At 68.0% G+C, this 22,808-nt stretch carries 20 protein-coding genes; 3 read left to right on the top strand and 17 right to left on the bottom strand.

All coding sequences use genetic code 11. The features are described from left to right. Positions 1 to 9: 9 nt before the first annotated feature. A complete protein-coding gene (gene galU, locus PNO31109_RS17980; RefSeq protein WP_150556830.1) occupies positions 10 to 894 on the top strand; it encodes a UTP--glucose-1-phosphate uridylyltransferase GalU in 885 nt (294 codons plus the stop codon). Between the two features lie 88 nt (positions 895 to 982). On the opposite strand, the gene PNO31109_RS17975 is transcribed toward galU, so the two are convergent. Then, on the bottom strand, positions 983 to 1,210 hold the full coding sequence (locus PNO31109_RS17975) for a sulfurtransferase TusA family protein (RefSeq protein ID WP_150556829.1): 228 nt from the start codon (positions 1,208 to 1,210) through the stop codon (positions 983 to 985). A gap of 173 nt (positions 1,211 to 1,383) precedes the next feature. Then, positions 1,384 to 1,914 (bottom strand): NUDIX domain-containing protein, encoded by a 531-nt coding sequence (locus tag PNO31109_RS17970; protein ID WP_150556828.1) that lies wholly within the window; start codon positions 1,912 to 1,914, stop codon positions 1,384 to 1,386. Between the two features lie 238 nt (positions 1,915 to 2,152). Here PNO31109_RS17970 and PNO31109_RS17965 point away from each other — a divergent pair, with 238 nt between their 5' ends. After that, complete coding sequence (locus tag PNO31109_RS17965) at positions 2,153 to 3,433, top strand: chloride channel protein (RefSeq protein WP_150556879.1); 1,281 nt, start codon at positions 2,153 to 2,155, stop codon at positions 3,431 to 3,433. 26 nt (positions 3,434 to 3,459) lie between these two features. Here PNO31109_RS17965 and PNO31109_RS17960 read toward each other — a convergent pair whose 3' ends face one another. The 5 genes from PNO31109_RS17960 to alaS form a co-directional block, all read right to left on the bottom strand. After that, entirely contained in the window at positions 3,460 to 4,578 is a 1,119-nt protein-coding gene (locus PNO31109_RS17960; RefSeq protein ID WP_150556827.1) for a threonine aldolase family protein, read from the bottom strand. A 79-nt stretch (positions 4,579 to 4,657) separates the two neighbouring features. Then, positions 4,658 to 4,966, bottom strand: a complete 309-nt coding sequence (locus tag PNO31109_RS22410; protein ID WP_370750488.1) for a 4-oxalocrotonate tautomerase — start codon at positions 4,964 to 4,966, stop codon at positions 4,658 to 4,660. Further along, positions 4,962 to 5,732, bottom strand: coding sequence for a class II aldolase/adducin family protein (locus PNO31109_RS17950; RefSeq protein WP_150556825.1), 771 nt, complete (start codon positions 5,730 to 5,732; stop codon positions 4,962 to 4,964). Before PNO31109_RS17950 ends, PNO31109_RS22410 begins: the two co-directional genes overlap by 5 nt. A 70-nt stretch (positions 5,733 to 5,802) precedes the next feature. Next, on the bottom strand, positions 5,803 to 7,047 hold the full coding sequence (locus tag PNO31109_RS17945; RefSeq protein ID WP_150556824.1) for a YbfB/YjiJ family MFS transporter: 1,245 nt from the start codon (positions 7,045 to 7,047) through the stop codon (positions 5,803 to 5,805). A gap of 326 nt (positions 7,048 to 7,373) precedes the next feature. Beyond that, on the bottom strand, positions 7,374 to 9,998 hold the full coding sequence (gene alaS / locus PNO31109_RS17940) for an alanine--tRNA ligase (protein ID WP_150556823.1): 2,625 nt from the start codon (positions 9,996 to 9,998) through the stop codon (positions 7,374 to 7,376). A 331-nt stretch (positions 9,999 to 10,329) separates the two neighbouring features. On the opposite strand from alaS, the gene PNO31109_RS17935 reads away from it, so the two are divergent. Beyond that, entirely contained in the window at positions 10,330 to 11,553 is a 1,224-nt protein-coding gene (locus tag PNO31109_RS17935) for a CaiB/BaiF CoA transferase family protein (protein ID WP_150556822.1), read from the top strand. Between the two features lie 124 nt (positions 11,554 to 11,677). Here the strand turns inward: PNO31109_RS17935 and PNO31109_RS17930 are convergent, their stop codons facing one another. From PNO31109_RS17930 to PNO31109_RS17885, 10 genes are read right to left on the bottom strand one after another with little or no spacing between them, the layout of a single operon-like run. After that, positions 11,678 to 12,553 (bottom strand): isocitrate lyase/PEP mutase family protein, encoded by an 876-nt coding sequence (locus PNO31109_RS17930; RefSeq protein ID WP_150556821.1) that lies wholly within the window; start codon positions 12,551 to 12,553, stop codon positions 11,678 to 11,680. Next, positions 12,550 to 13,968, bottom strand: a complete 1,419-nt coding sequence (locus PNO31109_RS17925; protein WP_150556878.1) for an FAD-dependent oxidoreductase — start codon at positions 13,966 to 13,968, stop codon at positions 12,550 to 12,552. The genes PNO31109_RS17930 and PNO31109_RS17925 overlap by 4 nt, the downstream gene beginning before the upstream one ends. Positions 13,969 to 13,979: 11 nt before the next feature. Beyond that, positions 13,980 to 14,597, bottom strand: a complete 618-nt coding sequence (locus PNO31109_RS17920) for a cysteine hydrolase family protein (RefSeq protein WP_150556820.1) — start codon at positions 14,595 to 14,597, stop codon at positions 13,980 to 13,982. Between the two features lie 24 nt (positions 14,598 to 14,621). Next, positions 14,622 to 16,691 carry a hydantoinase/oxoprolinase family protein gene (locus PNO31109_RS17915; protein WP_150556819.1) on the bottom strand — a complete coding sequence of 690 codons (2,070 nt, stop codon included), beginning with the start codon at positions 16,689 to 16,691 and terminating at the stop codon, positions 14,622 to 14,624. Further along, positions 16,688 to 18,394, bottom strand: coding sequence for a hydantoinase B/oxoprolinase family protein (locus tag PNO31109_RS17910; protein WP_150556818.1), 1,707 nt, complete (start codon positions 18,392 to 18,394; stop codon positions 16,688 to 16,690). The genes PNO31109_RS17915 and PNO31109_RS17910 overlap by 4 nt, the downstream gene beginning before the upstream one ends. After that, positions 18,388 to 18,936 (bottom strand): LeuD/DmdB family oxidoreductase small subunit, encoded by a 549-nt coding sequence (locus tag PNO31109_RS17905; RefSeq protein ID WP_150556817.1) that lies wholly within the window; start codon positions 18,934 to 18,936, stop codon positions 18,388 to 18,390. The genes PNO31109_RS17910 and PNO31109_RS17905 overlap by 7 nt, the downstream gene beginning before the upstream one ends. 22 nt (positions 18,937 to 18,958) lie before the next feature. Continuing rightward, positions 18,959 to 20,224, bottom strand: a complete 1,266-nt coding sequence (locus PNO31109_RS17900; protein ID WP_150556877.1) for a 3-isopropylmalate dehydratase large subunit — start codon at positions 20,222 to 20,224, stop codon at positions 18,959 to 18,961. 7 nt (positions 20,225 to 20,231) lie between these two features. Beyond that, complete coding sequence (locus PNO31109_RS17895; protein ID WP_150556816.1) at positions 20,232 to 20,942, bottom strand: ABC transporter ATP-binding protein; 711 nt, start codon at positions 20,940 to 20,942, stop codon at positions 20,232 to 20,234. Beyond that, positions 20,939 to 21,742, bottom strand: coding sequence for an ABC transporter ATP-binding protein (locus PNO31109_RS17890; protein WP_150556815.1), 804 nt, complete (start codon positions 21,740 to 21,742; stop codon positions 20,939 to 20,941). The genes PNO31109_RS17895 and PNO31109_RS17890 overlap by 4 nt, the downstream gene beginning before the upstream one ends. Continuing rightward, entirely contained in the window at positions 21,735 to 22,766 is a 1,032-nt protein-coding gene (locus PNO31109_RS17885; RefSeq protein ID WP_150556814.1) for a branched-chain amino acid ABC transporter permease, read from the bottom strand. The genes PNO31109_RS17890 and PNO31109_RS17885 overlap by 8 nt, the downstream gene beginning before the upstream one ends. Between the last annotated feature and the right edge of the window lie 42 nt (positions 22,767 to 22,808).

The raw sequence follows: 22,808 nt of genomic DNA, 5'->3' as shown, positions 1-22,808 counted from the left end.
GAGATACCAATGAAAACCGCAGTGACCAAAGCCGTGTTCCCCGTGGCGGGTCTCGGCACCCGATTCCTCCCGGCGACCAAGGCGAGTCCGAAGGAAATGCTGCCCGTCGTCGACAAGCCGCTGATTCAATATGCGGTGGAGGAAGCGGCAGCCGCCGGCATTACCGAAATGATCTTCGTGACGGGACGCAACAAACGCGCCATCGAAGACCACTTCGACACCGCGTTCGAACTCGAAGCGGAGCTCGAAGCGAAGAACAAGCAGGCGCTGCTCGAGGTGGTGCACTCGATCAAGCCGTCGCACATCGATTGCTTTTACGTGCGCCAACCCAAAGCGCTGGGCTTGGGCCACGCCGTGCTGTGCGCCGAAAAGCTCGTGGGCGACGAGCCGTTCGCGGTCATCCTCGCCGACGACCTGCTCGACGGCGAGCCGCCTGTGCTCAAGCAGATGGTCGATCTGTACAACCAGTATCACAACTCGATCATCGGCGTGGAAGAGATCCCCATCGAGCAAAGCCGCTCGTATGGGATCGTCGCGGGTAACGAGTGGGGCGAGACGGACATCGTCAAGCTCACCGACATCGTCGAGAAGCCGGCTCCGGAGAACGCGCCGTCGAATCTCGGCGTGGTCGGCCGCTACGTGCTGCGTCCGCGCATCTTCGATTGCATCCGCGAGATCGACCCGGGGTCAGGCGGCGAGATCCAGCTCACGGACGCCATCCAGAAGCTCATGCAGGATGAAGTCGTGCTGGCTTATCGCTACAAGGGCAAGCGTTTCGATTGCGGCAGCAAACTGGGCTACCTGAAGGCGACGGTGGAATTCGCGCTGCGCCACCCGGAGTTGAAGGACGCGTTTCGCGAATATCTGCGCGAGTCGCACGGCGATCTGGTGTAAGCCATCTCGCCCGACCAATAAAAAAGCCGACGGCGGGCCCGTCGGCTTTTTTTACCCCCGCTGGCGCACGACGTGTGCGCCGCGCGGTTCAGCGGCGACGCATCAGGAAGTGGAACGTTTTGCCGTCTTCGCGCGATTCGAGCAATTCGTTGCCCGTCTGCTTGGCAAACGCGCTGAAGTCACGGGCGGCGCCCGGATCGGTCGCGATGATGTGCAGCACTTCGCCGCTTTGCATTTCGGCCAGCGCCTTCTTGGCGCGCAGGATCGGCAGCGGGCAATTCAGGCCGCTCGCGTCGACTTCTTTCTGGAATTCCATGCTCATGTCCCTCTACTGTGTCTCGTATGTTTCGTCCGGGCCCTACGCATCGTCCGACTCGTGTGCCGGGTTCGCCGTGCAGACCGCGATTCTACCGTAGTCTCGCGTCGGTCACCCGTGCCTGCCCCGCCGCCGGCCACTTAGTCGGCACTCAGTCGGCACTCAGTCGGCACTCAGTCGGCAATGGACGAGCGCGCCGATTCCACATACTCGACGGGCAGATTACGGCGCCGCAGCCACTCTGCCACGGCATGCCCGGTGCCGGCGCGCCAGGGCCGCACGCGCTCGGGCGCCACGAGACGAAATTCGGCAAGCTCCTCCGAGAGCCGGATATCGCCGTCGCATACCGCGTGATACGCGATGATCAGTTCGTTCTTGCGCATGAACTCGTACACGCCGAGCAGCGAGATCGCGTCCACGTCGAGGTTGGTTTCTTCCTTGATTTCGCGCCGCACGCCGTCCTCGGGGGTCTCGTCGCGCTCCAGGAAGCCCGTGATGAGCGCGAACATGCCTTCGGTCCAGGCGGCATTGCGGGCCAGCAGAATCTGGCCGCGATACTCCACGAGGCCGGCGACCACCGGCAACGGGTTATCCCAATGCACGAAACCACAGACGAGATCCGGACAGGCCCGGCGCACGCGTCCGGCCATCTCGCGCGAATCGAGCGGCGCGGCGCAGCGGGGACAGAAAAGAAGTTCAGTCATGATCGTTTTTCGGCGAATTCGAATATCTTAAATGAACTCATGACGCGCTGCACATTCCGCTGATTCCGGGACTCCCGCCAACGGCGCGGCCCGGGCGCGGGCTTATAATCGCCCTTTGTCCCGCCGCTTTCGTCCCCGCCACGTGTCCGACATTCCCAACGCCACGCCCGCTTCCGACGCTTCCGAGTCCGCCACGTCCACCGGCCCCGCGTTGCCGGCCCGACTCGCCAGGCGAGGCATGCGCCGCTCGCAGCGCCTGTGGCGCAACTACGGCGTATTCTGGCTGGGCGCAGTGCTCGTCGGTCTGGTCTCGGTCGCATACGCCAAGCTCGTCGACTTCGGCTTCGAGCTGTTCCAGCGCATGCTCTCGCACGGTTTGTGGCTGCCGCTCATCGTCACGCCGCTGGGCGCGTCGCTGGCCATCTGGCTGACGCAGAAATGCTTCAGGGGCTCGGAAGGCAGCGGCATTCCGCAGGTCATCGCCGCGCTGCAGGACTCGCGACTTTCGAAATCGCTGCTCACGCTGCGCATCATGTTCGGCAAGATCGCGATCTCGTTCCTCGGCATCCTGTGCGGCTTCACCATCGGCCGTGAAGGCCCGACGGTGCAGATCGGCGCCTCGCTCATGTACGCAATGCGCCGCGGTTACCGGCGCAGCAGCGCCCACATCGAGCGCCAGCTCACGCTCGCCGGCGCCGCCGCGGGGCTGGCCGCCGCCTTCAACACCCCCCTCGCGGGCGTCGTGTTCGCCATCGAGGAGCTGAGCCGCAGTTTCGTCGCTCGCAGCAGCGGCACGCTCATTACCGCCATCATCTTCTCGGGCGTCGTGGCACTCGGCCTGCAGGGCAACTACCTGTACTTCGGCCACATCAAGGCGCTCAGCGAATTTCACTGGGCGCTGATCCCCGTGCTCGTCGCCGCGAGCCTGCTCACCGGTGTGGCCGGCGGCCTGTTCAGCTGGCTGATGCTCAACGTCCCACGCTGGATGCCCGCCCCGCTCGTGAACCTGCGCCGGGCGCGCCCGGTTCGCTTCGCATTCCTGTGCGGGCTCGCCATCGCGGTGATCGGCATCGCCTCGGGCGGCCTGACGTTCGGCAGCGGTTACGCCGAGGCACGCGCCCTGCTCGAATCGCACGAGGCGCTCTCGCCGTTCTACGCGCTGCTGAAATTCGCGGCGCTGTCGGTGTCGTACCTCTCGGGAATTCCGGGCGGCATCTTCGCACCGTCGCTGGCCATCGGCGCGGGTCTCGGCAACGTGATGGCGCACCTCACGTCCGTCGTGCCGTTGCCCGCGATGGCCGCGCTGTGCATGGTCGGTTATCTGGCCGCCGTCACGCAGTCGCCGATCACCGCCTTCGTGATCGTCATGGAGATGATCGACGGCCACCAGATGGTCATTCCGCTCATGGCCGTGGCGCTGCTCTCCACCCAGGTCTCGAAAGCGATTGCGCCGTCGTTCTACCACGCGCTCGCGCACCGCTTTCTCACGCCTACGGCGCCCGCCCCGCGGCAAGGCTGAGCGTGGCGGCTCCGCCGCCGGGCCGCTCAGGCGCCGGCGAGCGCCCGGATGTCCGCGGCAAGCCGCTCCACGGTCTCCACGCGCGTGTCCCAGGCGCACATGAAACGGCACCCGCCTGCGCCGATGAACGTGTAGAAGCGCCACCCCCGGGCGCGCAGCGCTTCGATCACGTGCAGCGGCAGTTCGGCGAACACGGCGTTGGCCTGCGTCTCGAACATCAGCGACACGCCCGGCACGTCGCGAATACGCTCGGCGAGCCATTGCGCCATCGCGTTGGCGTGGCGCGCGTTGCGCAGCCAGGTGTCGTGCTCGAGCATGCCCAGCCACGGCGCCGAAATGAAGCGCATCTTCGAGGCGAGCTGACCGGCCTGCTTCACACGGTAAGCGAAGTCCTCGGCAAGCGCCCGGTTGAAGAACACCACGGCCTCGCCCACGGGCAGACCGTTCTTGGTTCCACCGAAGCAAAGCACGTCCACGCCCGCGCGCCACGTGAGGTCGCCGGGATGGCAGCCGAGCGTGGCAACCGCGTTGGCAAAACGTGCGCCGTCCATGTGTACGCGCAGGTTGCGGCGCCGGGCCACCGCGGAGATGGCCTTGATTTCGTCGACGGTATAGACCGTGCCGACTTCCGTCGCCTGCGTCAGGGTGACGACCCTGGGCTTCGGGAAATGGATGTCCGAGCGCCGGCTGATGACCGACTCGACGGCCTCCGGCGTGAGCTTGCCGTTGTTCTCGCGCCCGCGTGCGGTGAGCAACTTCGCGCCGTTGGAGAAAAACTCCGGCCCGCCGCACTCGTCGGTCTCGACGTGCGCGAGTTCGTGACAGATCACCGAGTGATACGACTGCGAGAGTGAGGCCAGCGCGAGCGAGTTGGCTGCCGTACCGTTGAACACGAAGAAGACGTCGCAATCCGTATCGAACAGCCCGCGAAGGCCGTCACAGACCCGCTGCGTCCACGTATCGTCGCCATACGCCACCTCATGCCCGCTGGCGTTGGCCTCCACCAGATAGTGCAGCGCCTCGGGGCAGATGCCGGCGTAATTGTCCGACGCGAAATGCTGAGGCGTTTGTGCGCTCCCGCCGCCAGCGGGTGCGGCAAGCGGCGATACGTGGGAGACATGGGGGGCGGACGGCGCGTGTGACATGGCGACCTCTTCAATACGCGGACGGGGCCGCGTCGCGGCCCCCGTCATGAACAAATCCAACCGTGAGCCTTGTGCCGGCTCATTCCGGTCGCGGGTCGGACCACAGCGTGCCGCCGGTGGCCCAGTTCTCGCGCTTGACGTCGGTAATGATGATATCGACGGACTCCGGCGTGCAGCCGATCGTACTCACCGCCGCTTGCGTGACGGCTTTGACGAACGCACGCTTTTGCTCGACCGTGCGACCCTCGAACATCTCGACGTGAAACGTAGGCATTGCTGTGTCTCTCCTTGTGCTGTTATCGAAGCCGGCGGCCCGCCCGTGACTGACTGTCGCCTTGCGGGCGGCCCGCTGGACGTTGCGCGGCCGATGGCGCCCGGGGCCGTCAATCGCGAAACGAGGCGTCTATTCTATCGAGTTTGCGCAGCAGTGCGGGCCACTCGAGCACGCCTTCGATCGCGCCGCCGTCTTCGAGTTGCACGGCTGTCTTGTCCTGCACGGCCGGACTGGGCAGATGCGGCGCGACGCCGCCGGCGAGCGTTAGCAACTGGATGTCGCACGCCTTGACGAGCGTGGCCATCAACACGAACGCCTCGGCGACGGTGCGACCGACGGTAAGCGTGCCGTGATTGCGCAGCAGCATCGCCGGATGCGCGCCGAGCGACGCCACGAGCCGCTCGCCTTCGGAAGGCGAGAACGCCAGCCCTTCGTACTCGTGGTAACCAATGCGCTCGTGAAAGCGCAGGGCGTGCTGCGACATCGGCAGCAACCCGTGCGGCTGGTTCGAGACGGCAATGCCGGCCGTGTTGTGCAGGTGCATGACGCATACAGCGTCGGCCCGCGCGGCGTGCACCGCGCCGTGCAGGGCGAAGCCCGTCACGTTTACCGGATGTTCGCTCTCGCCGACGATCTCGCCGTCCATCGTGATCTTCACGAGATTGGACGCCGTCACTTCATCGAACGTGAGGCCGAACGGATTGATGAGGAAGTGCCCCGGCTCGCCGGGCACCATCGCCGAGATGTGCGTGTAGATGAGATCGTCCCAGCCATGGAGCGCCACGAGCCGGTAGCAGGCCGCCAGGTCGACGCGCATCTGCCGCTCGGCGTCGCTCATGGCGGTGGCGGCCTTCTTGCCCGCCTTCAGGGTAAAGGACATGCGCAGGTTCCGAAGATGAAAGTGTCGCGAGTGCCGAACGTCGAAGCTCGCGCCGGGCGACACGCCCGGCTCAGGGTGCGTGCTCGTGCGAGCGTCGCCAGTCCCACACGAAGCCGATTGCGCCGAGTGCGAGCACGCCGCTCGCGCACAGCAGGGCGGCGGTGAAGCTGCCCGTGGCGGCGACCAGCGGTGCGGCCACGAGCGGCCCGACGATCTGCCCGATGCCGTAGGATGCCGTGACCAGACCGATCAGGCCATTGGCGTTGTCCCCACGCAGGCGCCGGCATTCGCGCACCGCATACACGGTGATCGCCGTAAACGGCAGCCCCACGAGCACGCTGCCGAGCGCGAAACCGGCAACGTTGGGCAGCACGATCCCGATGCCCACCCCCGCGCCTTGCATGACGTAGCAGGCCGCGAGCAGCAGCCGGTTGTCCCACGCGAGCGGCGCGCGCGCGCCGATGATCGCGCCGGGAATCACCATGAGGCCCAGCAGCGGGAAGAACAGATCGGGCCATGGCGAGCCCGGCAGCGCCTGACGCGCGATCACCGGCAGGAACGTCGCCGTGATGATGTAGCCGAAGCCGGCAAAACCGTAGAGCACCGTCACCGGGATCACGTTCTCGCCGCTGCCGTGGTTGACGGCGTGCGGCGCCGCATCGTCCGCCGTCCGGCTCGCGCCAGGCGCCGCCGATGCCGCCGGCGCATCGGCCACGAACGTGCGCCAGATCGCGGCGAGCAGCACCAGCGCGAGCACGCCGCACGACAGCCAGCCACCCCGCGCGGGCCATGCCATGGCCGTGTTCAGGCTCGCGAGCAAACCGGTCACGACGATGCCGGCGCCCGGCCCGGCGAAGATCACACCGCCCAGGCTGGGCATGCGCAGCTCGGCCAGCTTGCGAAATCCCCATCCCGCCGAGAACACCATCGCCCACGCGCTCATCACGCCCGCGAGCGTGCGCACCACGGCCCACACCACGAACGACTCCGTCATGCCCATGGCGAACGTCAACGCGACCGTGGTCGCCAGCGCGAAGCGAATGATGAGCGTCGGCGTCAGATGCAGCCACATGCACGACAGCGCGCCCACGAAATAGCCGGCGTAGTTCAGCGACGCGAGCCAGCTCCCGTGTTGAATGTCGGTGAGATGCTCATGAAGCATGAGCGGCAGCATGGGCGTGAAGGCGAAGCGCCCGATCCCCATCGCAATGGACAGGGCAAGCATGCAAGACAGGGCAATGCGCCACGCCGCGCGTTCCGGTCGGGGCTGGCGAGGCGTGACGGCACTGTCGGATTCGGCGAGTGTGGCTGGCATGAGAATGGCTGACCCGCAGGCGGGCAAGGACTAACGACGGCGAGAACGCGCAGCGAGGCGCGCGGCATGCCGGATACTTTACATGCAAAGCATCTTGCGAGGCGATGGTTCCCCTGTGTGGACAGGGGCATTCAACGTGTCGGCGCGTCGGCGCGTCGGCGAGTTTGAGCGCCAGGCATTGAGGTGGCCGGCAACACAAGCAAAAACGCGCACCGAAGTGCGCGTTTTGATAGGGCCCGGCCGGGGCCGACAGAATGAATCGCCGCAGGCGGGGGCGCCGCCTGCCGTCGGCAGCGCCCACGAATTGCCAACGGGCTGCCGGCGAATTACAGCTTGCCCGCGACCCAGCCCTGCACGCCGGCGAGCGCCTGCGGCAGTTGCGACGGATCGGTGCCGCCGGCTTGCGCCATGTCGGGGCGGCCGCCGCCCTTGCCGCCGACTTGCTGCGCGACGAAGTTGACCAGCTCGCCCGCCTTGACCTTGCCGGTCGCGTCGGCGGTCACGCCGGCGATCAGGCTCACCTTGCCGCCGTCGACAGCCGCGAGCACGATGGCTGCGCTCCCGAGCTTGTCCTTGAGCTTGTCCATCGTCTCGCGCAGCGTCTTGACGTCGGCGCCGTCGAGCTGAGCGGCGAGCACCTTCAGGCCGTTCACGTCGACCGCCTTCCCGACCAGTTCATCGCCCTGGCTCGACGCGAGCTTCGACTTGAGCGCGGCCAGTTCCTTCTCGAGCGACTTGACCTGCTCCTGCACCTGCGCGATGCGCGGCGTCAGTTCGGCCGGCTGCGTCTTGAGCGCGGCCGCGGCTTCGTTGAGCTGGTCGTCGAGCTTCTGCACGAAGCGCACCGAGTTGTCGCCGGTGATCGCTTCCACGCGGCGGATACCGGCGGCCACGCCGCCTTCCATCACGATCTTGAACAGGCCGATGTCGCCCGTGCGCGCCACGTGCGTGCCGCCGCACAGTTCGCGCGACGTGCCGATGTCGAGCACGCGCACTTCGTCGCCGTACTTTTCGCCGAACAGGGCCATCGCGCCGCCCTTTACCGCATCGTCGTAGGACATGAGCGCCGCATGCACCGGTGCGTTGGCCAGCACTTCGGCGTTGACGATGTCTTCCACGCGACGGATTTCGTCGGCGGTCATGGCGGCGTTGTGCGCGAAGTCGAAGCGTGTCTTGTCGGCGTCGACGAGCGAGCCCTTTTGCTGCACGTGGGTGCCGAGCACCTCGCGCAGCGCCTTGTGCATCAGGTGCGTCGCCGAGTGGTTGCGCACCGTGCGCGCGCGACGCACGGCATCGACCTGCGCCGTCACGGCGTCGCCCACCTTCAGTTCGCCCGATTCGAGCGTGCCGTAGTGACCGAAAACGTCGGCCTGGATTTTCTGCGTATCGGCCACACCGAAGCGCGCGCCGGCCGTCGTGATCAGCCCCTGATCGCCGACCTGACCGCCCGACTCGGCATAGAACGGGGTGGTGTCGAGCACCACGATACCCTGCTGGCCCGCGCCCAGCTTGCCCACGCTCGTGCCGTCGACGTACAGCGCCGTGATCTTCGCGCCTTCGATGGACAGCGTGTCGTAGCCCTGGAAGCGCGTCTTGTCGCCGTCGTACTCGAGGGCCGTCGCCATCTTGAACTTGCCGGCGGCGCGCGCCTGCTCGCGCTGACGCGCCATCGCGGCGTCAAAACCGGCTTCATCGACCGAGATGTTGCGCTCGCGGCAGACGTCCGCCGTCAGATCGAGCGGGAAGCCATACGTGTCGTGCAGCTTGAACGCGAGTTCGCCGTCGAGCGTGGTCACGCCGCGCGCGGCCAGATCGGCCAGCGCGCCTTCGAGAATCTCCATGCCGTTCTCGATGGTTTCGCCGAAGCGCTCTTCTTCCTGCCTGAGCACGTCCGTCACGCGCTGCTGCGCCTGGGCCAGCTCCGGATAGGCCGCGCCCATTTCGGCGACCAGATCCGGCACGAGCTTATAGAAGAACGGCTGCTTGCAACCGAGCTTGTAACCATGACGGATCGCGCGGCGGATGATACGGCGCAGCACGTAGCCGCGGCCTTCGTTGCCGGGGATCACGCCGTCGACGATCAGGAACGAGCAGGCGCGGATGTGATCGGCGATCACCTTGAGCGAGTTCGCGCTCAGATCGCTCACGCCGGTCTCGCGCGCCGCGGCCTTGATCAGGTGCTGGAACAGGTCGATCTCGTAGTTGCTGTGCACGTTTTGCAGCACGGCCGCGATACGCTCCAGCCCCATGCCGGTGTCGACGCACGGCTTGGGCAGCGGCGTCATGTTGCCCTGCTCGTCGCGGTTGAACTGCATGAACACGAGGTTCCACACTTCGATATAGCGATCGCCGTCCTCTTCGGGCGATCCCGGCGGGCCGCCCCACACGTCGGGGCCGTGGTCGTAGAAGATTTCCGAGCACGGGCCGCACGGACCGGTGTCGGCCATCTGCCAGAAGTTGTCCGACGCGTAGCGCGCGCCCTTGTTGTCGCCGATGCGGATGATGCGCTCGGTCGGCACGCCGACTTCCTTCGCCCAGATGTCGTAGGCCTCGTCGTCTTCCTTGTAGACCGTGACCCAGAGCTTGTCCTTGGGCAGTTTGTAGACGTCGGTGAGCAACGCCCACGCGTACTGGATCGCTTCGCGCTTGAAGTAGTCGCCGAACGAGAAGTTGCCCAGCATTTCGAAGAACGTGTGGTGACGGGCCGTGTAGCCGACGTTCTCCAGATCGTTGTGCTTGCCGCCGGCGCGCACGCTGCGCTGGGCCGTGGTCGCGCGCTTGTAGGGGCGCGTCTCGAGGCCGAGGAAGACGTCCTTGAACTGCACCATGCCGGAGTTCGTGAACAGCAGCGTGGGGTCATTGGACGGCACGAGGCTCGACGAGCGCACGATCGTGTGCCCCTTCGACTCGAAGAAGTTGAGGAATTTTTCCCGAATGTCTGCGACTTTCATAGCGTGCTTGAGAGCGTGGGGACCGGGCGGGCGCAAAGCGAAGCCTGGCGGGTATTTTGCAAACTTTTGATTATACGGGAAATCGGCCGTATCACCGCGCCGCGCCTTCCACCGCGTGCTCGGCCACACCCCTCGGCCACACCCTCGGCCACGCGCTCGGCACCCATCGAACCGCTGCCAACCGCACTGCGAAACGACGCTGGTCAAGACGCCGGTCACCCACGTAGACTGCTGACCACGAGTTCCGCATTGCAAAACAACGTTTCGCACATGACGCCCGACACGCAACGTCGGCGACCATGAGGCGATCCCCTCAAGGAGAGAGATGACGATGGGCGCGCTGAGCCATATTCGGGTGCTGGATCTTTCGCGCGTGCTGGCCGGTCCGTGGGCGACGCAGAACCTTGCCGATCTGGGCGCGGACGTAATCAAAGTGGAGCGCCCCGGCGTGGGTGACGACACGCGCAGTTGGGGCCCGCCCTATCAGCGCGACGCCGAGGGCAACGACACGGCCGAGGCAGCCTACTACCTTGCCGCCAATCGCAACAAGCGCTCGCTCACGCTGGACATCTCGCGTCCCGAGGGGCAGGCCATCGTGCGCGCCCTGGCCGCGCAGAGCGACGTCGTCGTCGAGAACTACAAAGTCGGCCAGCTCGCCAGATATGGGCTCGATTACGCTTCGCTCAGGGCCGTCAGGCCCGACCTCGTCTATTGCTCGGTGACCGGTTTCGGCCAGAATGGCCCATACGCCTCGCGCGCCGGCTACGACTTCATCGTGCAGGGCATCGGAGGCTTCATGAGCATCACGGGCGAGCGCGACGGCCTGTCCGGGGGCGGTCCGCAGAAGGCCGGCGTGGCGATCGCCGACCTGATGACCGGCATGTACGCAAGCCTGGCCATCATGGCCGCGCTCACCCACCGCGATCGCACCGGCGTGGGCCAGTACATCGACATGGCCCTGCTCGACACGCAGGTCGCCATGCTCGCCAACATGAACACCAACTATCTGGCGAGCGGCAAGGCGCCCGTGCGCTGGGGAAACGCGCATCCGAACATCGTGCCGTATCAGACCTTCCAGACCGGCGACGACGGCTGGATCATCGTCGCCGTGGGCAACGACGGTCAGTTCCGCAAGTTCGTGGAAGCCGGCGGCGAACCGGCGCTGGCCGATGACGAACGGTTCGCCACGAACCCGGCGCGCGTGCGCCATCGCGAGGCGCTCGTGCCGCTGCTCGCGCGCATGGTGCGCAAGTTCGGCAAGGACGCATGGATCGACAGGCTCGAAGCGGCCGGCGTACCGTGCGGCCCGATCAACACGCTGCCGGAAGTGTTCGCGCACCCGCAGGTGATCGCGCGCGAGATGGCGCTCGAGCTGCCTCATCCGTCGGGCGGGGTCGCACGCCTGGTGGCCAGCCCCATGAAGATGAGCGAGACGCCGCCGCTCGCGCGCACTGCGCCGCCGACGCTGGGCCAGCACAGCGACGACATCCTGCGCGAGCGTCTGGGCTTCGACGACGCGAAGATCGCCGAGCTGCGCCGCGACGGCATCGTCTGAGCGGGCGCGGCCAATACGAAAAAAGCCTGCCGCGATGTGCTGCGGCAGGCGTCTGACGACGGCGTGACCCACGTGACACGCCGCTGCCACCGGACAACGCGCCGGCCGTTGGGCCGGGCGCGCTTCATTCGTAGCGCTTTCCCTCGGCCAGCAGTTCGGGCGTGCCGATCACGGCGTTGAGCCCGTCGAAGTCGAGCATGCGGTCGCGCCAGGCGGCGGTCGTTCCGTGCTCGCGAAGGTTCGCGTAATACCCCTGCAGCGCGTGCGCGACCGCGCGCGCCGTGCCGCCGGGGAAGATGACGATGCGAAAACCGATGTCGGCCAGCGCCCGGGCACTGTGCACCGGCGTCTTGCCGCCCTCGACCATATTGGCGAGCAGCGGCACGCGCGCGGCGAAGCGCTCGCATGCCGCGGCCATCTGCTCGGTCGTGCGCAACGCTTCGATGAACAACGCGTCCGCGCCCGCTTCGAGATAGCGCTCGGCGCGATCGAGCGCGGCATCGAGCCCTTCGACGGCCACCGCATCGGTGCGCGCGAGGATCAGCGTGCCGGCGTCGTGCCGCGCGTCGACCGCCGCGCGCACCTTGCCCGCCATTTCCTGGACGCTCACGACGCCCTTGCCGTCGAGATGCCCGCAGCGCTTCGGAAACGTCTGGTCTTCCAACTGGATCATGGCCGCGCCGGCGCGCTCGAAACCGCGCACGGTCCGCTTGACGTTCAACGCGTTGCCGAAGCCCGTGTCGGCGTCGACGATCACGGGCACCGGCACGCGCTCGGCAATGCGCGCGAGCGTGTCCTCCACTTCGGGATAGGTCGTGAGCCCGATGTCGGAGCGAGCGAGCCGCGTGTAGGCAATGGACGCGCCCGACAGATACAGCGCGTCGAAGCCGGCTTGCGCGGCGACGAGCGCGGACAGCGCGTCGTACACGCCGGGCGCGAGCAACACGCCTTGTCCGAGCCGATCGGCAAGCCGCGGTTTGAGAGACGACGATGTCGTCATGCGCAAGTCTCCTGAGAATGTGATGCAGCGCCGAGCGTTGCGATGGCGGTCGTGGCGGCCAGATACCCGCCCGCCACGGCCGAGAGCAATCCGTTGCCGGACAAGTAGCCCCATACGGCGTTGCCCGATACGCCTCGCGCCGCGCCGCCGGCGGCCAATAGATTGGGAAACGGCGAACCGTCGGTGCGCAGCACGCGGCAGTGTGCGTCGATGTCGAGGCCACCCTGGGTGTGAAACAGCGCCCCCGTGACCTTGACGGCGTAATACGGCGCATGGAGCGTTCGGGTGAAGCGCCGCCCGTCGGCCGGCGTGGCATCGGGCCTCACGCCGTCGAGCGTGGCGCGCAGCGCGGCCGCGTCGCATCCGATCGCGGCGGCAAGCGCGTCGACGTCGGCGCAGCGCTTGAGCGCGCCCGCGGCTTCGGCCTCCCGGAAGTCGGGGAATGTGCGCGCAAGCGCGAGCGTTTTCGCATCGAACACGTTCCACGCGACGCCGCCCGGCTGCGCCAGCACGTTGACGGCCGCCTCTGAATAGCCGTGCGTTTCGTCGTGAAAACGCCGGCCTTCACGATTGACCTGCACGCCGCCATCCATGATGACGGCCCACGAGATCAGCACCCCATGCGGGCTCGCCCACGAGCCATGGCCCTGATAGCCGCCCAGATCGGCCTGCGCCGCACCGAGCGCCCTGCCCCACAGCAGCGCGCTGCCGTCGTTGCCCTCGTGGCCGCCATACACGGCGTGGGCCATCTCCGGCAGCCATTCGGCACGCAGCGCCGCATTGCCGCCGAAACCGTTGCAGGCGAGCAGCAGCATGTCGCACCCCAGGTACTCCATCGCGCCGTCGGGCCGCACGCCCCCCACGGCCTGCACGCGGCCGGCGTCGTCGAGCCACAGCTCGCGCACGAGCGTGCGCGTGAGAATGGCGGCGTCGGTTGCCAGCACCGCGCGCTCGAGCGCCGCCATGAGGGCCGCACCGGTACGCTCGGGCAGGCTGTGCATGCGGCGCACGCTGTGTCCGGGATACAGAAAGCCGTCGAGCACGTCGAACGTCAGGCCGTGGCGCGCCAGCGCATCGATGGCCGGTCCCGACGCCTGGGTGTACGCCGCCACCAGATGCGCGGCGGCGGTGCCCCTGGTCTTGCGCATGATGTCGTCCGCGAACCGCGCCGGACTATCGTCGATGCCGGCAGCACGCTGCACGGCGCTGCCCGCGGCCGGAATGAAACCCGATGACAGCGCGCTCGAGCCGCTCGGCACGGCGTCGCGCTCGAGCAGCACGCAGTCGACGCCGGCGTCCTGCAGCACGAGCGCGGCCGTCAGCCCGCACGCGCCCGCGCCGACGATCACCACGCTCACCTGCGGCAGGTCGTCGACGGGCGGGCGCCCCTTTCGAACGACGGGGCCTTCCGTCATGCCGTGTGCGCTCATGCTGCGATCCGGCCCGCGAAGGCCTCGCAAGTGACGATTTCGCCGACCGTGCGCAGATCGGCGAGCGCGGCGTCGTGCGCCGCTGGAGTCGACGCGGCGCAGCCGTCGGCGAGCACGAGCACGCGGTAATCGCGCATGTGGGCGTCGCGCGCCGTGCTGGCCACGCCGCCATTCGTCACGATGCCGCACACCGCCACCGTGTCGATGCCGGCTCGCCGCAGCACCCAGTCGAGCTGCGTATTGAAGAAGGCGGAATAGGCGACCTTCCACACCGAGACGTCGACGTGTCCGGCCAACGACGCCACCGTGGCGTGCCCGTTCGTGCCCGCCACGAAGTCGCCGCGCCGCAGGAACGGGCGCAATTGCTTCAGGTGCGGCGAGATCATCGGCTCGCCGTGCGCGTCGGGCCAAAGCGTGAACTGGCTTGCCGCCACGTAGCCGCCGGCCGCCTTGAGCGAGCGGGCGACAGGCGCAAGGCGCGCGGGCAGCGCCTGCGCCTCGGCCGTTGTCGCGCCCCCCCGATCGTAGGCGCCGCCGGGCGTAATGAAATCGTTCTGTAGATCGACGATGACGAGCGCAGTGCGCGTCGCATCGAATCTTGCGGTCGGGCTCATGAGCCGAATCTCCTGTGGTGGGGCTCAGGCGTCGCGCGTGATGAGCAGATTGCCCAGCGCATCGACGCGCCCGGAGAAACCGGGTTCGAGCCAGATCGTCGTGTCGGACTGTTCGAGGATGGCGGGCCCCGCGACCACGGCGCCGACCGGCAGGTCCAGGCGTGCATGCCGCACGGCGTCCCACCACTGGCCCGCGTGATAGACGCGCTGCGTGCCGAGCGGCGCCGGCATTTCGGTCGCTTGCGGCGCGAGCACCGCGAGGTCGAACTTCGGACGCACGCCTATGCGCGCATAGCGCAGGTTCATGATGCGCACCGCAATGCCGTCGAGCGCGCGCCCGAAAGCCTCGCGATACGCGGTCTCGAATGCCCGTGCAATACCTTCGCGATCGAGCGCCTCGCGCGCCACCGGCACCCGCACCGTGTGGCTCTGGCCCACGTAGAGCATGTCGAGTTCGATGACTTCGCGCACGGCGTCGAAGCGCACGCCGGCCGAGTCGAGGCGTTGCTGGCATGCCTGCCCCAGCGCCTCCACGCGCGCGACGAGATCGTCCGTGTCGAGCGCGGCGAGCGGCTGGTTGAGCGTCTGCACGCTGTCGTGCCGCATGTCGGCGATCACGCAGCCGAGCGCGGAGGTCACACCCGGATAGCGCGGCACGATGCCGGTCGTGGTGCCGACCTCGCGCATCATCGCGCACACGTGCAGCGCGCCCCCGCCGCCGAACGGCATGTAGGCGAACTGGCGCGGATCGTGGCCGCGTTCGATCGAGACCACGCGAATGGCGCCGGCCATCTTCGCATTGGCAACGGTGAGAATGGCTTCGGCCGCCGCGTGGACGTCGAGTCCGAGCGGCTCGGCCACGTGCTCGCCGATCGCGCGTTCGGCCAGGCTCGCGTCGAGCTTTGCCAGCAACCCGCCGCCCAACGGCCGGTCGGCGGCAATGCGGCCGAGCAGCACGTTGGCGTCCGTGACGGTGGGGCGCGAATTGCCGCGCCCATAGCACGCCGGCCCCGGCACGCTGCCGGCCGACTCGGGGCCGACCTGCAGCAGGCCGCCCGCATCGACGGACGCAATCGAGCCGCCGCCCGCACCGATCGTCTCGATCTGGATCATCGGCGAGCGCACGACCATGCCGAATTCGATGGACGTCTGCGCAGAGAGCGAGGCTTCGCCGCCCGCGACCAGCGACACGTCGAACGACGTGCCGCCCATGTCGCCCGTGACCACGTTGGCGAAACCGGCCGCGCGCGCAATGGCCGCGCATGCGATCACGCCGGCCGCGGGGCCCGAGAGTGCCGTGCGCACCGGCACGTCGCTCGCCGTCTCGCGCGACATGATCCCGCCATTGCTCTGCACCACGAGCAGTTCGCCGCCGAAGCCCTGCGCCTGCAGGTCGCGCGCGAGCCGCGTGAGATAGCCGCCCACCACCGGCTGCAGCGACGCGTTGAGCGTCGCGGTCGAGCAGCGCTCGAACTCGCGGATCTCGGGCAGCACTTCGGTGGCGGCCGTCACGTTGCCATTGGGCCACAACGCACGCACCGCGGCGACCGCCCGTTGCTCGTTTACCGGATTCGCGTAGGCGTTGACGAAGAACACGCAAACCGCTTCGCATCCCGCTTCGAGCAGCGCGCGTGCCGCGGCCTCGACCTGCGCGATATCGACTTCGGTGTGCACCGTGCCGTCGGCCAGCACGCGCTCGTCGACTTCGAGCCGCAGATCGCGCGGCACGATGGGCGTGAAATTGCCGCGCAGGCCCCACGTGGCCGGCCGGTCGCGGCGGCGCATCTCGAGCACGTCGCGAAAGCCTGCCGTGGTGATGATGCCCGTGCGGGCGACCTTGCGCTCGAGCAGCGCGTTCGTGCCCACCGTCGTGCCATGCACGATGGTGGCGATCGCCGCGGCGCCGCCCTTGCCCGACGCATCGACGCGCTCGATTCCGTTCATGAAGCCGCGCGCTTCCTCGCCGCGCGTGGACGGCACCTTCACGATGCGCGCCACGCCGGCCGCCTCGTCGAGCACGAACAGATCGGTAAAGGTTCCGCCCACGTCGACGCCAACGACGAGCGGGGATTGGGGGATGGCGACTGCACTCATGCCTGTTGCTCCTTCGTTGCCTGGTCGGCGGCGTCAGCGCGGGTATCCGCCTTCGCCCCTGTCACATAGCCCATCGCACGATCGTGTTCGCGCTGGCGCGTGTCGCGCCGGGCCGGGTCGCCGTAGCCGCCGCCGCCCGGCGTCTCCAGCCGGACGCGCTCGCCGCGCGCGAGCTTGATGCCGAGCATCTTCGAGGCCATCGGCGGCGTATGCCACTGCCCCTCGCGCTGATAGCGAAAGACGTTGGGCACCGATGCCCGGCCGCCGGCAATGCCCTGCGGCGCCGAGCGCCCGCGCTCGCCGAACACGAAAGCCTCGGCACTGTCTTCGAGCAGCTCGATTTCGTAGATGGCGCCGAGTCCGCCGCGATGCTCGCCGTCGCCGGCGGAGTCGGGGCGCAGGGCCCATTGCGTGAAACGCACGGGATAAGCGGCTTCGAGAATCTCCACCGGCGGAATGGTGGCCGTCGAGATCGGGGCGTTGCCGTGCGACAGGCCGTCGCCGTCGCTGTGACCGCCATGGCCGCCGCCGAAGAAGCTGAACATTACCCAGCGCTGGCCCTTGCGCGCCGCATCGGTGCGATAGCCCGCGATCGACAGCGCGTTGATGGTGCCGTAGGCCTGCGCCATGGCGCGCTCGGGAGCGGCCTGCGCCATGGCGCAGAAGATCACGTCGATCATGCGCAGGATGGTCTCGGTGTAGCCGCCGACCGGACGCGGGCGTTGCGCGGAGATGAGCAGCCCTTCGGGCAGCTCGAAGCGCACGGCGTCGAGCACGCCGGCGTTGGCGGGCACGTCCGGGAACAGGTGCTTGAGCGCGACGTAACACGCCGCAATGGCCGTGGCGCGCGAGATGTTTACCGGCCCCATGCACGCCGGCGACGTGCCGGTGAAGTCCAGCGTGAGCGTGTCGCCCGCCACGCGCATGCGCAGCGCGATGGTGAGCGGCTCGTCGCGCACGCCGTCGTTGTCGAGCGTGTCGCGATAAACGTATTCGCCGTCGGGCAGCGCACCCACGTGAGCGCGCATCAGTTTCACGGCGCGCTCGCGCAACTGGGCGAGCGCCTCCTGCACCGTGGCGTCGCCGTATTCGTCGAGCAGATCGGACAGGCGTCGCCCGCCCAGTTCGAGCGCCGCCAACTGCCCGTTCAGATCGCCCCAGAGGCTATCGGGCAAACGCGTGTTGGCCTTGAGAATGGCGAGCACGTCGGCGTCGAGTTCGCCGCCGCGCACGATGCGCACCGGCGGGATCTGCACCGCCTCCTGCCAGCACTCGGTCGCCGCCGGGTTGTAGTTGCCCGGCACTGCGCCGCCCACGTCGTGCCAATGCGCGGCCGAAGCGAGAAAACAATACAGCCGGCCGTCACGGAAGACGGGGCGAACGAGCTTGAAGTCGTTGGCGTGCGTGCCGCCTTCGTAGGGGTCGTTGAACAGCCAGACGTCGCCCTCGACCATGCCGCCGCGCTCGGCCGCGGCGCGCGCGGCCGCCTGCACGGCGAAGGCCATGGCGCCGACGAAGACCGGCAGGCCCGACTTGCCCTGCACGAGCGTGGCGCCGCTGGCCGCGTCGTAGATGCCGTGGCAGGCATCATGGGCCTCGGCGATGATCGGGTTGAAGGCGCTGCGGTAGAGCGTCGCGTCCATTTCGTCGGCGATCTGCTCCAGCCGGCCCTTGAGGACCGCCAGCGTGACGGGATCTAGCATGAAGAAACTCCGTTAGGTGTCGCGTGAGATGTCGAGCTGCGCCGCTTGAGCAGATTGAGCAGGCCGCCCGCCTCGACCATGTCGAGCAGGAAGCCCGGCACGTTCTCGCAGGCCAGACGCGTGCCGTCGGCGCGCTCGATGAAGCCTTCGCGCGGCGCGAGCCGCACCGCTTCGCCCTCGGCGATGCGATGCGCCTCGGCGCACGTGAGCAGCAACAGCCCCACGTTGAAGGCGTTGCGGAAATACAGGCCGTTGAACGACGGTGCGATCACGGCGCGCACGCCGAGGTGTACGAGCGCGGCGGCCGCCTGTTCGCGCGAGGAGCCGATACCGAAGTTCGGTCCGGCCACGAGCACGTCGCCCGGCGCGACCCCGGCCGCGAATTCGGGCCGCACGCGATGCAGGCAGTGACGGGCGATCTCGTCGATGCCGAATTTCATGTACGCGCCCGGCGCGAGCGCGTCGGTGTCGATGTCGGCGCCGACCACCCACGCACGATGCGCGGGCGCGGCGAAAGCAGGAGTAGACCTTGGCAATGTCATGGAGAGCGTTGTCGGTACGGAATCAGGCGAGGACGTCGCGTGGATCGGCAATGCGGCCCGTGAGCGCGGCGGCGGCGACGGCGTAGGGCGAGCCGAGATAGACCTGCGCGCTCTCCGCGCCCATGCGCCCCTTGAAATTGCGCGCGGTGCTCGACATGACGGTCGCCCCTTCCGGGATCGAGCCGCCATAGCCCGCACAGGCGCCGCAGGTGCTGGCGAGCACCTGCGCACCGGCCGCGACGAGCACGTCCATCACGCCCTCGCTCGCCGCCTGCGCCTGATCGCGCGCGGATGCCGGCGCCACGACGAAGCGCATACCGTCGGCAATGCGCCGGCCCCTGAGGACACGGGCGGCGGCGCGCAGGTCGTCGAGCTTCGCGCCCGTGCACGCGCCGAGATAGGCCACATCGATTGCCACGTCGGCAAACGCGTCGATGGCGCGCGTGTTGGCGGGACTGTGTGGCGCGGCGACCTGCGGGGCGAGCTTGCTCGCGTCGAACGCGTGCACTTCGGCCCGCGCGCCCGCGTCGCTTTGCCAGCGCCCGACGTCGATCGGGCCCGTCACGCCAACCGAGCGCAGGTAGTCGACGGTGGTCGCATCCGGGGCGATCAGCCCGACTTGCGAGCCCAGTTCGGCGCTCATGTTCGAGAGCGTCATGCGCTCCTGCATCGACAGCGCACGCACCGCCTCGCCGCAGAACTCGATGGCCTGATAGCGCCCGCCGTTCATGCCGAAGCGGCCGATCATGTGCAGCATCATGTCCTTGGCCGTGACGCCGTCGGCGAGCCGCCCGTCCCAACGCATCTGGAGGGTGTCGGGCACCTTCACCCAGATTTCGCCGGACACGGCCACACCGAGCATTTCCGTGCTGCCGATACCGAACATGTACGCGCCGAACGCGCCGCCGGTCGGCGAATGCGAGTCGCCGCCCACGCAGAACATGCCGGGGCGCAGGTGGCCGTGCTCGGGCACGACCACATGGCAGATGCCGACCGAGTCGTAGACGTTGGGCAGCGCCTGCGCCCGCGCCCAGTCGCGCGCGATGCGCACGATGCGGCGCGATTCGTCGTCCGACTCGGGCACGTAGTGGTCGATCACGAGCACGACCTTCGACTTGTCCCACAGTTGAGCGCCAAGCGATTCGAGCATCGGCTGGAGGCGGCGCGGGCCGCTCGAGTCGTGAAACATGGCGAGATCGACCTTGCACGTCACGATCTCGCCGACGGCTACCTCGGCGCGCCCACAGGCGGCGGCCAGCAGCTTTTGCGTGAGAGTTTGAGCCACGATGAGTCCCTTACATTCCGAGATAGGCGCGGCGCAGCTCGGGGCTGGCGAGCAGTTCCGCGCACGTACCGCTGTGGCCAATGGCGCCGTTCTCGAGCACGTAGCCGCGCTGGCCGGTCTCGAGTGACTGGCCGACGTTCTGCTCGACGAGCAGGATCGACAGACCGTCGCGCTGCAAACGCGCGATGAGCGAGAACAGTTCCTCGACCATGAGCGGCGAGAGCCCGAGCGACGGTTCGTCGAGAATCAGCAGCCGCGGCTCGGCCATCAGGCCGCGCCCGATGGCGAGCATCTGCTGCTCGCCGCCGGACATCGTCCCGGCCGGCTGGGCGATGCGCTCGCGCAGACGCGGAAACAGATCGAGCATGCGCTCCAGGCTGCGCTCGCGCTGCGCGCGAGCGCGGGCGAACGCGCCGAGGGCGAGGTTCTCGCGCACGCTGAGGTTCGGGAAGATGCGCCGGCCTTCGGGCACCTGAATCAAGCCCGCCTTGACGACCTCGCGGTAGTGACGTCCGGTCAGATCGTGGCCGTCGAACCGCACCCGTCCGGCCCACACCGGGTTGATGCCCGAGAGCGTGTTGTTGAGCGTGGACTTGCCGGCGCCGTTACTGCCGAGCAGCACCACGATCTCTCCCTCGCCGACCGTCAGATCAACACCGCGCAGCACTTCCACACGGCCGTAGCCGGTGCGCAGGCCTTCGACTTCGAGCAGATGGCTCATTGCATGCCTCCCTTGTGCCCAACCGCCCCGAGCTGCCCGACCTGGGCTGCCTGGGCAGCATGCGCGGCCAGACGCGCCGCCGTGCCATGCCCGAGATAGGCCTCGACGACGGCGGGATCGGAGGTCACCTCCCGCGGCGTGCCCGCGGCGATCAGCCGGCCTTGCGCGAGCACCCACACGTGCTCGGCAAGACTCATGACGGCGCGCATTACGTGCTCGATCATCAGCACCGTCACGCCGCTGTCCGCGATGTCGCGCACCACGGGGATCATTTCGTCGATCTCGCTCGGATTGAGACCGGCGAGCACTTCGTCGAGCAGCAGCAGGCGTGGGCGCGTGGCCAGCGCGCGCGCCAGTTCCAGGCGCTTGCGCCCGCACACCGTCAAATCGGCCGCCGGCTTGTCGAGCTGCGCCTGCAGGTTGGTGCGCACGGCGATGGCCTCGGCCTCACGCAGTGCAGCGCGCCGATTGCTCTCGTGCAGATGCGCGCCGACGGCAATGTTCTCGCGCACCGTCTGCGCGCCGAACGGCTGCACGATCTGGAACGTGCGCGTGAGGCCCTGGCGCGCCGTCACGAACGGCGCCTGGCCGGTGATGTCGCGCCCCTGGAATTCGACCCGGCCGGCGCTCGGCGTGAGGAACCCCGAGAGCAGGCCGAACAACGTGGTCTTGCCCGCGCCGTTCGGCCCGACGAGCGCGCTCAGCGTGCCCGGCCGGATCGTGAGACTGACGTCCTGCACGGCCTTCAGGCCGCCGAAGGTGATGGACAGGCCATCGGCTTTCAACAAGGCTTCAGACACGGGCCTTCTCCTCGCGCGCCGCGGCCGCTCGTGCGTCGTTGCGCCCTTCGCCGTGCGCTCGCGTGCTGGTTTTGTCCATGCCGAACAGGCGGCGCACCGATGCCCCGGCGCCCGTCATGCCGCGCGGCAGGAACATCACGATCAGAATCAGCACGGCGCCATAGATCACCATCGACAGCCCCGGCAATTCACCGAAAAGGTTGCGGGTGAGCTCGCCCAGCGTGTACAGCACGGCGGCGCCGAGCACCGGTCCCCACAGCGTGCCGAGCCCACCGACGATCACACCGACGAGCGCCTCGACCGAGATCGTCGAACCGAAGGCAATGCCCGCGTCGATGTACTGGAACATCTGCACGTAGCACACGCCCGCGGCGCTCATGAACGCGCCGGACAGCGCGATCGCGCCGAGCTTCACGCGCAGCGGGTTCACCCCCACCGCGCGCGCGGCGCTCTCGTTGTCGCGCACCGCCTGTAGCCAGGCGCCGAAGCGCGAATGCCGCAACCATGCCGTCACCAGCAACGCGGCCACCACGAACGCGAGCAGCACGAACGCATAGCCGCGCGGCGAGGCGAACTGCAACTGACTCACGCCCTGGTGCAACGGCACCATCAGGCCCACGCCCGCGCCGGTAAATGGCAGCGAGACGGCCAGAATGCGGAACACCTCCGCGAACGCGAGCGTCACCAGCGCGAAGTACGACCCCTTGAGGCCATAGCGGAACGTGACCGCGCCGATGACCATGGCCACCAGCGTGCCCGTCGCGATGGCCAAAGGCATGGCCGCCCACGGGTTCCATCCCCAGCGCAGTTGCGCGATCGCTTGTGCGTAGGCGCCCACGCCGAAGAAGAGCGCGTGGCCGAACGACAACTGTCCGCCGAAACCGCCCAGAATGTTCCACGACTGCGAGAGCAGCACCGTGTAGAGCGTCATCATCAGAAACGACAGCCACACGCCCGACTGCAGCGTGACGAGTAGCGCCGTCGCGACAACGCCGAACAACACGATCCATCGAAGATCTCTCATCGCTTGCTCCTGCTCATGCTTTGCATCTTTGCTCTCCCGTCC

The organism is Pandoraea nosoerga (assembly GCF_902459585.1).
GTDB lineage: Bacteria > Pseudomonadota > Gammaproteobacteria > Burkholderiales > Burkholderiaceae > Pandoraea > Pandoraea nosoerga.
This window is presented reverse-complemented; position numbering and strand designations above follow the sequence as displayed.

What these genes read in the sequence shown, in the direction of transcription:
- galU (WP_150556830.1), top strand. Translation starts at nt 10, where the DNA reads ATGAAAACCGCAGTGACCAAAGCCGTGTTCCCCGTGGCGGGTCTCGGC.
- PNO31109_RS17975 (WP_150556829.1), bottom strand. Translation starts at nt 1,210, where the DNA reads ATGGAATTCCAGAAAGAAGTCGACGCGAGCGGCCTGAATTGCCCGCTG.
- PNO31109_RS17970 (WP_150556828.1), bottom strand. Translation starts at nt 1,914, where the DNA reads ATGACTGAACTTCTTTTCTGTCCCCGCTGCGCCGCGCCGCTCGATTCG.
- PNO31109_RS17965 (WP_150556879.1), top strand. Translation starts at nt 2,153, where the DNA reads ATGCGCCGCTCGCAGCGCCTGTGGCGCAACTACGGCGTATTCTGGCTG.
- PNO31109_RS17960 (WP_150556827.1), bottom strand. Translation starts at nt 4,578, where the DNA reads ATGTCACACGCGCCGTCCGCCCCCCATGTCTCCCACGTATCGCCGCTT.
- PNO31109_RS17950 (WP_150556825.1), bottom strand. Translation starts at nt 5,732, where the DNA reads ATGTCCTTTACCCTGAAGGCGGGCAAGAAGGCCGCCACCGCCATGAGC.
- PNO31109_RS17945 (WP_150556824.1), bottom strand. Translation starts at nt 7,047, where the DNA reads ATGCCAGCCACACTCGCCGAATCCGACAGTGCCGTCACGCCTCGCCAG.
- alaS (WP_150556823.1), bottom strand. Translation starts at nt 9,998, where the DNA reads ATGAAAGTCGCAGACATTCGGGAAAAATTCCTCAACTTCTTCGAGTCG.
- PNO31109_RS17935 (WP_150556822.1), top strand. Translation starts at nt 10,330, where the DNA reads ATGGGCGCGCTGAGCCATATTCGGGTGCTGGATCTTTCGCGCGTGCTG.
- PNO31109_RS17930 (WP_150556821.1), bottom strand. Translation starts at nt 12,553, where the DNA reads ATGACGACATCGTCGTCTCTCAAACCGCGGCTTGCCGATCGGCTCGGA.
- PNO31109_RS17925 (WP_150556878.1), bottom strand. Translation starts at nt 13,968, where the DNA reads ATGACGGAAGGCCCCGTCGTTCGAAAGGGGCGCCCGCCCGTCGACGAC.
- PNO31109_RS17920 (WP_150556820.1), bottom strand. Translation starts at nt 14,597, where the DNA reads ATGAGCCCGACCGCAAGATTCGATGCGACGCGCACTGCGCTCGTCATC.
- PNO31109_RS17915 (WP_150556819.1), bottom strand. Translation starts at nt 16,691, where the DNA reads ATGAGTGCAGTCGCCATCCCCCAATCCCCGCTCGTCGTTGGCGTCGAC.
- PNO31109_RS17910 (WP_150556818.1), bottom strand. Translation starts at nt 18,394, where the DNA reads ATGCTAGATCCCGTCACGCTGGCGGTCCTCAAGGGCCGGCTGGAGCAG.
- PNO31109_RS17905 (WP_150556817.1), bottom strand. Translation starts at nt 18,936, where the DNA reads ATGACATTGCCAAGGTCTACTCCTGCTTTCGCCGCGCCCGCGCATCGT.
- PNO31109_RS17895 (WP_150556816.1), bottom strand. Translation starts at nt 20,942, where the DNA reads ATGAGCCATCTGCTCGAAGTCGAAGGCCTGCGCACCGGCTACGGCCGT.
- PNO31109_RS17885 (WP_150556814.1), bottom strand. Translation starts at nt 22,766, where the DNA reads ATGAGAGATCTTCGATGGATCGTGTTGTTCGGCGTTGTCGCGACGGCG.